The sequence below is a fragment of the Pseudomonas sp. CGJS7 genome (genome assembly GCF_036961695.1).
Genome location: NZ_JBAMDI010000241.1, coordinates 1 through 7,049 on the forward strand (window position 1 = coordinate 1; position 7,049 = coordinate 7,049).

General features: G+C 65.3%; 6 protein-coding genes. 5 read left to right on the forward strand and 1 reads right to left on the reverse strand.

What is annotated here, in order from left to right; all coding sequences use genetic code 11:
- The 4 genes from V7787_RS51855 to V7787_RS51870 all read left to right on the forward strand — a co-directional run.
- On the forward strand, positions 1 to 326 hold a 326-nt coding region (locus V7787_RS51855; RefSeq protein WP_336095299.1), incomplete at its 5' end, for a calcium-binding protein.
- A 186-nt stretch (positions 327 to 512) separates the two neighbouring features.
- A complete protein-coding gene (locus V7787_RS51860) occupies positions 513 to 950 on the forward strand; it encodes a VOC family protein (RefSeq protein ID WP_336095300.1) in 438 nt (145 codons plus the stop codon).
- Positions 951 to 995: 45 nt separating this feature from the next.
- Entirely contained in the window at positions 996 to 3,053 is a 2,058-nt protein-coding gene (locus V7787_RS51865) for an amidohydrolase family protein (RefSeq protein ID WP_336095301.1), read from the forward strand.
- Between the two features lie 763 nt (positions 3,054 to 3,816).
- Complete coding sequence (locus V7787_RS51870; RefSeq protein WP_336095302.1) at positions 3,817 to 6,120, forward strand: TonB-dependent receptor; 2,304 nt, start codon at positions 3,817 to 3,819, stop codon at positions 6,118 to 6,120.
- Positions 6,121 to 6,284: 164 nt separating this feature from the next.
- On the opposite strand, the gene V7787_RS51875 is transcribed toward V7787_RS51870, so the two are convergent.
- A complete protein-coding gene (locus V7787_RS51875; protein WP_336095303.1) occupies positions 6,285 to 6,473 on the reverse strand; it encodes a hypothetical protein in 189 nt (62 codons plus the stop codon).
- A gap of 74 nt (positions 6,474 to 6,547) precedes the next feature.
- On the opposite strand from V7787_RS51875, the gene V7787_RS51880 reads away from it, so the two are divergent.
- Positions 6,548 to 7,030 (forward strand): glutathione peroxidase, encoded by a 483-nt coding sequence (locus V7787_RS51880; RefSeq protein WP_336095304.1) that lies wholly within the window; start codon positions 6,548 to 6,550, stop codon positions 7,028 to 7,030.
- Positions 7,031 to 7,049 lie beyond the last annotated feature (19 nt).

Here is a 7,049-nt window from a genome sequence, read left to right on the forward strand (position 1 = left end):
GCGACAACGGTGCGTATTCCAGCGCCGCTCCGTACGCCGACACCTTGCGTTTCGGCGCGGGCATCAATCAGAGCGACGTCGCATTCCAGCGCGTCGGCGATGATCTGAAGGCCGTCGTCGCGGGGCAGGGCGACCAGGTCGTGATCAAGGATTGGTACAAGGGGGCCGGCGGTTACAAGATCGAGAACGTCGTGTTTGGCGATGGATCGAGCTTGAACTCGGGCCAGATCGACGGCCTGATCGCGGCGATGGCGACGGCCGGCGATGGTTCGCGGGAATCGGCTTTCGCGCCGATGCAGCCGCAGCCGACCTGGACCTTGGGCTGATCGCAAGGTCGGTTCGCGCAACAAAACGGCAAGGGCGCTTCGGCGCCCTTGCTGTTTTTCGGCCGGAGCCGGCTGAGCGCCCCTGCCTGGGTCCGTCGGCGGATGCCCGAGTAGGTCGAAAGCTGGGGGCGCGGCGCGGCGGCGCAGGTTTACACTGCCCCGGGTCGGACCCGCGGGAGTACTTGGATGTCATCGCAGCATGTCGGTTCCAATGTAGACGGCCATGGCGCGCACGCGCCGGCCAAACCCAGCGCGCGCGCATTCGTGCCGATGGTCCACGTCGCCAGCTTGCCGCGCTCGATCGCGTTCTACGCAAACTTCGATTTCCGCGCCGGGCAAGTGCATCAGGAGGCCTGCCTGGGCGAAGACCCGGTCTGGGCCTGGATGGAAAGCCCGGGCGGTGCCGAGTTCATGCTGGTCAAGGCCGACGGGCCGATCGACGACACGGTCCAGGGCGTGCTGTTTTATCTGTACTGCGACGACGTCGCGACGATGCGCGAACGTGTTCTGGCCGCTGGCCTGGATGCGGGCGAGATCGCGTATCCGTTCTATCGCCCCAAGGGCGAGTTCCGCGTCCGCGACCCCGACGGTTATGTCGTGATGGTCACGCACGACGGCGATTGACGGCCTTTGCTTTTTTCTTCCTCTTTCTTGTCCGGAGCCGCACCGATGAATTCCCCGTTTGTGAAATCCGCCGCGTACGGCGCGCTCGCGCTGTCCTTGTCGCTGGGCCTGTCCGCCACCGCGCTCGCCGCCGAAACCACCCGCTATCTGGCCCTGGTCGACGGCGGCAAGCAGGCCGGCCAGCAAGTGGTCACCCGCGGCGACGACGGCGCGGTGTCGGTGGAGTACATATTCAAGGACAACGGCCGCGGGCCGGAGCTCAAGGAAACCTACACCCTGGCCGAGGACGGTACCTACCGCACTTATCAGGTCAGCGGCACCTCCACCTTCGGCGCCAAGGTCGAGGAGAGCTTCAAGCGCGAGGGCGACAAGGCCAGTTGGAAATCGAAGTCCGATGCGGGCGAGGCGACGGTGTCCGGGATCGGTTTGTATTCGCCGGTCGGCGGCACGCCGGAGGGGATGTCGGTGTTGTTGAGCGCGCTGGCCAAGCGCGCCGACGGCAAATTGCCGCTGCTGCCCAACGGCACCTTGAGCTCGCAGACCTTGGCGCAGGCGCAGGTCAGCCGCGACGGCAAGACCCAGACCGTCGAGCTGATCGCGTTGACCGGGCAGGGCTTCACTCCGAACTTCGTCTGGGCCACCACCGGCGCGCAGCCGCGGATGTTCGCCTACATCTATCCCGGTTATCTGCAACTGATCGAGGAAGGCTGGCAGGCCAACGCCAACGCGCTGGAAACGCAGCAGAAGGCGGCCGAGGGCAAGCTGCTGGTCGATCTGCGCAAGAAGCTCGGCCACAGTTTCACCGGCACCACCTTGTTGCGCGATGTGCGGGTGTTCGACAGCGAACACGCCAAGCTCGGCGACGCCACCGATGTGGTGATCGCCGACGGCAAGATCGTTTCGGTCGGCAAGGCCGACAAGAACCTCAAGCCGGCGCGGGTGGTAGACGGCGGCGGCAAGGTGCTGATGCCGGGCTTGTTCGACATGCACGGGCATGTGTCGCGCTGGGACGGCGGCCTCAACATCGCCGCCGGCGTGACCACCGTGCGCGACATGGGCAACGACAACGCGACCTTGCAGCAGATGATCGCCGAGATCGACAACGGCACCCTGATGTCGCCGGGCGTGGTGCCGGCGGGTTTCATCGAGGGCGAGAGCAACTATTCGGCGCGCAACGGTTTCGTCATCAAGAATCTGGACGAAGCCAAGAAGGCGGTGGATTGGTACGCCGCACACGGCTATCCGCAGATCAAGATCTACAACTCGTTCCCCAAGGCGGTGCTGCGCGACACGGTCGCCTATGCGCACAGCAAGGGCCTGCGGGTCAGCGGCCACGTGCCGGCGTTCCTGCGCGCGCAGGACGTGGTCGATCAGGGCTTCGACGAAATCCAGCACGTCAATCAGCTGATGCTGAACTTCTTCGTCGACGACAAGACCGACACCCGCACCTTGCAGCGGTTCTATCTGGTCGCCGACAAGACCGCCGATCTGGACCTGGATTCCAAGCCGGTGCAGGACTTCATCGCGACTCTGGCGAAAAAGCAGATCGCGATCGACCCGACCCTGGCCACCTTCGAGTTCCTGCATCAGCGCGACGGCGAGTTGTCGCCGATCGTCGCCGGCATCGACGACCACCTGCCGCCGGACGTGCAGCGCGGCCGGCGTTCGGCGGAAATGAACATTCCCGACGACGCCACCGCCGCGCGCTACGTCAAGTCCTACGACAAGCTGGTCGAGTTCGTCGGCCGCGCCTACAAGGCCGGCGTGCCGTTGCTCGCCGGCACCGACGAAGTTCCGGGCTTTACCTTGCAGCACGAACTGGCCTTGTACGTGCGCGCCGGGCTGACCCCGTCGCAGGCCTTGCAGGTCGCGACCTGGAACGCGGCCAAGGTCGCGCGGGTGCTCGACAACCGCGGTTCGGTCACCCCGGGCAAGCGTTCGGATCTGATTCTGATCGATGGCGATCCGACCAAGGACATCGGCGACATCCGCAAGGTGTCGCTGGTGCTGCGCGGCGACACCGCGTACTACCCGAGCGAGGTCCACGCGGCGCTGGGAGTGAAGGCGTTCGCGGCGCCGGCGAAGGTCACTGCGGCCAAGTAACCCGCGGACCCATACCCGCGCCACCACCAGGCCCAAAACACCCCCAACGAAGTTCCCCCCTTTGAAAAAGGGGGCAGGGGGGATTTGCTCTTAGCCAGCAAATCCCCCGCGCAGCAGCACCATCGCCTTCGTCCATCCACGCAGCGCCCGCCCCCTTTTGCAAAGGGGGCGCCGGTTATCTCTGCCGAGCCAGCCCGCGTTGCCACCAGTCTCCAAACACCCCCAACGAAGCTCCCCCCCTTTGAAAAAGGGGGGGCCGGGGGGATTTGCTCTTAGCCAGCAAATCCCCCGCGCAGCAGCACCATCGCCTTCGTCCGACGACGCAAGCGCCCGCCCCCTTTTGCAAAGGGGGCGACGGTTATCTCTGCCGAGCCAGCCCGCGTTGCCACCAGTCTCCAAACACCCCCAACGAAGCTCCCCCCCTTTGAAAAAGGGGGGCAGGGGGGATTTGCTCTTAGCCAGCAAATCCCCCGCGCAGCAGCACCATCGCCTTCGTCCGACGACGCAAGCGCCCGCCCCCTTTTGCAAAGGGGGCGACGGTCATCTGTGGCCCCCAGGCGCCTTTTGAGCACCGGCTCTTTAATGATTTGGTAACATTCGCCGGTCAATGAGCCGACCACGGTGCGGGCAGGTCCGCATCCCGACCGTCAAGGGACGGTCCGATCGCCCATCGCCGTCAGCCCATGCCCGAGGGGAGCATGAAGCCGCGGCGGTTTCCCAAGCACTGGCGCCCGATGCGCCGCGTCCACCGAGAAACCCGACCATGCTCAAGCACTTGCCTGCTTTCCGCAGCCATGCTCCCCGCACTCACGCCCTGGCCGTCGCCATCGGCCTGACCCTCGTTTCCGCCAGCGTTTTCGCCCAGGACACCGCGCCCGCCGCGGCCGCTCCGGCCGAAGGCGAGGCCAAGACCCTCGACGCGCTGATGGTCACCGCCCAGCGCAAGGTCGAACGCGCCAAGGACGTGCCGGTCGCGCTCACCACCGTCGATCGCGAGAAGCTGCACGTGCTCGGCTCCGGCGGCGGCGACATCCGCTTCCTGTCCGGCCGCCTGCCCAGCCTCAACATCGAGTCCTCCTTCGGCCGCGCCTTCCCGCGTTTCTACATCCGCGGCCTGGGCAACACCGACTTCGACTTGAACGCCTCCCAGCCGGTCTCGCTGGTGTACGACGACATCGTCCTGGAAAACCCGCTGCTCAAGGGCTTCCCGGTGTTCGACCTGGAGAACGTGGAACTGCTGCGCGGCCCGCAGGGCACGCTGTTCGGCCGCAACACCCCGGCCGGCGTGGTCAAGTTCGAATCGGCCAAGCCGACCCGCGAACTGGAAGGCTACGGCCAGATTTCCTACGGCACCTACGGCACCACCAACTTCGAAGGCGCCGTCAGCGGTCCGCTCGGCGCCAATTGGTCCGGCCGCGCGTCGGCGATGTATCAGCGCCGCGACGATTGGGTCGACAACACCAATCCCAACGCGCGCAGCAACAAGAAGCTGGAAGGCTACGACGAATCCGCGCTGCGCCTGCAGTTGCAATACGACGGCAGCGACACCTTCCACGCGCTGTTCAACGTGCACGCGCGCCGGCTCAACGGCACCGCGCGTTTGTTCCGCGCGCAGTTGTTCAAGAAGGGCAGCAACGATCTGTTCGACGGTTTCGACGAAGAGAAGGTCGGCATCGACGGCCGCAACTTCCAGAACCTCAAGACCCACGGCGCCAGCGCGCGCCTGAGCTGGGATCTGTCCAACGAGCTGACGCTGTATTCGATCACCGGTTACGAAACCGCCGAATCCTTGAGCCGCGGCGACATCGACGGCGGCATCGGCGCGATGTTCCTGCCGGGCGGCAGCACCCCGGTCGGCATTCCGTTCACCGCCGAATCCGCCGACGGCTTGCCCGATCACCGTCAGTGGACCCAGGAATTCCGCCTGGAATCCAACTACAGCGGCGCGTTCAACTGGCAGGCCGGCCTGTTCTATTTCGACGAAGACATCACCGTCGACAGCCTCAACTACGACACCCTGGCCGGCGGCATCCAGGCCGGTCACGCTCAGCAGAAGCAGCGCAACAAGGCCTGGGCGGCGTTCGGCTCGGTCGAGTACGCGGTGACCGACCGCTTCAAGCTGCGCGGCGGCCTGCGCTACACCCAGGACAAGAAGGACTTCAGCGCCAGCGTGTTGCAGAGCGCGCCGTTCGGCGCGCCGGTGTCGGGTCCGTTCAAGGTCTCCACCGACGTCGACGACGTCAGCTGGGACATCAGCGGCGTGTTCCAGGCGACCGATGAGGTCAACTTGTACGCCCGCGTCGCCAAGGGCTTCCGCGCGCCCAGCATCCAGGGCCGTCTGCTGTTCCAGACGCCGCCGCAGCCGTCGGTGGCCGACGCGGAGAAGGTGATTTCCTACGAGGCCGGCGTCAAGGCCGATCTGTGGGACAAGCGCGCGCGCCTGGGCTTCGCGCTGTTCCGCTACAACGTCGACAACCAGCAGCTCAACGCCGTCGGCGGCGCGCTCAACCAGACCATCCTGGTGAACGCGGACAAGACCGTCGGACAAGGCTTCGAAGTCGATCTCGACGCGTACCTGACCGACAACCTGATGGTCACCTTCGGCGCCAGCTACAACGACACCGAGATCAAGGACGCCAACCTGTTCGTCGCGCCCTGCGGCGGCGGCTGCACCGTGACCGACCCGCTGGTGGTGCGCAACGGCCAGACCCTGGCGGCGATCAACGGCAATTCCTTGCCGCAGGCGCCGAAGTGGGTCTACAACCTGACCGCGCGCTACACCCTGCCGCTGGCCAACGGCAACGAGTTCTACGTCTACACCGACTGGGCCTACCGCAGCGAAGTCAACTTCTTCCTGTACGAGTCCAAGGAGTTCCGCGGCAAGTCGCTGGTCGAAGGCGGCCTGCGCGTGGGCTACATGTGGGACAACGGCCGTTACGATCTGGCCCTGTACGGCCGCAACATCCTCGACGAAGTGCGCGCGGTCGGCGGCATCGACTTCAACAACCTGGTCGGTTTCGTCAACGATCCGCGCATCGTCGGCGTGGAGTTCAAGGCTTCGTTCTGATCGAGTCGGTACGAGCGATCGCGTCGCGATGTTTCGGACGGCCCGCCTGGCGCGGGCCGTTCGTTTTTTGCGCGGAGGAGTTTCCGCGGCGGCGCATTCGCCTACCGTCATTCCCGCGAAGGCGGGCTCCGCTTTACTTCGGCGTAGCCGAACATCCAGAGACTTCAGAGCCATGCCGCGAGAAAGCCCTGGATCCCCGCCTTCGCGGGGATGACGGACAACAGCATGGCGCCGCGATCGAGCCGTGACGGCTCCAATCCACCACACCCCGTCACGCCCGCCGAAGCCGATACGCGCACAAGCAAAGCGTGACGCGCTTTAAAGTCCGAGCCGCCGAAGCCGGATTCGACCATCCGACCCGCGCCGACCCGGGCATCGTCACGCCCGACGCGCTATCGTGCGCGCAACCCACATCGAGCGCCGTCTCATGACCACCGCCTACGACTTCTCCGCCACCGACATCGACGGCAAGACCCAGTCGCTGGACCGCTACAAGGGCAAGGTGTTGCTGATCGTCAACGTCGCCTCCAAGTGCGGCTTCACCCCGCAATACACCGGCCTGGAAAAACTCGAGCGCGATTACCAGACCCGCGGTTTCGAAGTGCTGGGCTTCCCCTGCGATCAGTTCGGCCATCAGGAGCCGGGCGACGAAAACGAGATCAAGGAATTCTGCTCGCTGACCTACGATGTGACCTTCCCGATGTACGCCAAGATCGACGTCAACGGCGACAAGGCGCACCCGCTGTGGAAGTGGCTCAAGGATGAGAAGGGCGGCTTCCTCGGCATCGACGCGATCAAGTGGAACTTCACCAAGTTCCTGGTCGGCCGCGACGGCAAGGTGATCAAGCGTTACGCGCCGACCGACAAGCCCGAATCGATCGCCGCCGATATCGAGAAGGCGCTGGCCTGATCTAGGCGTAGCGCCAAGA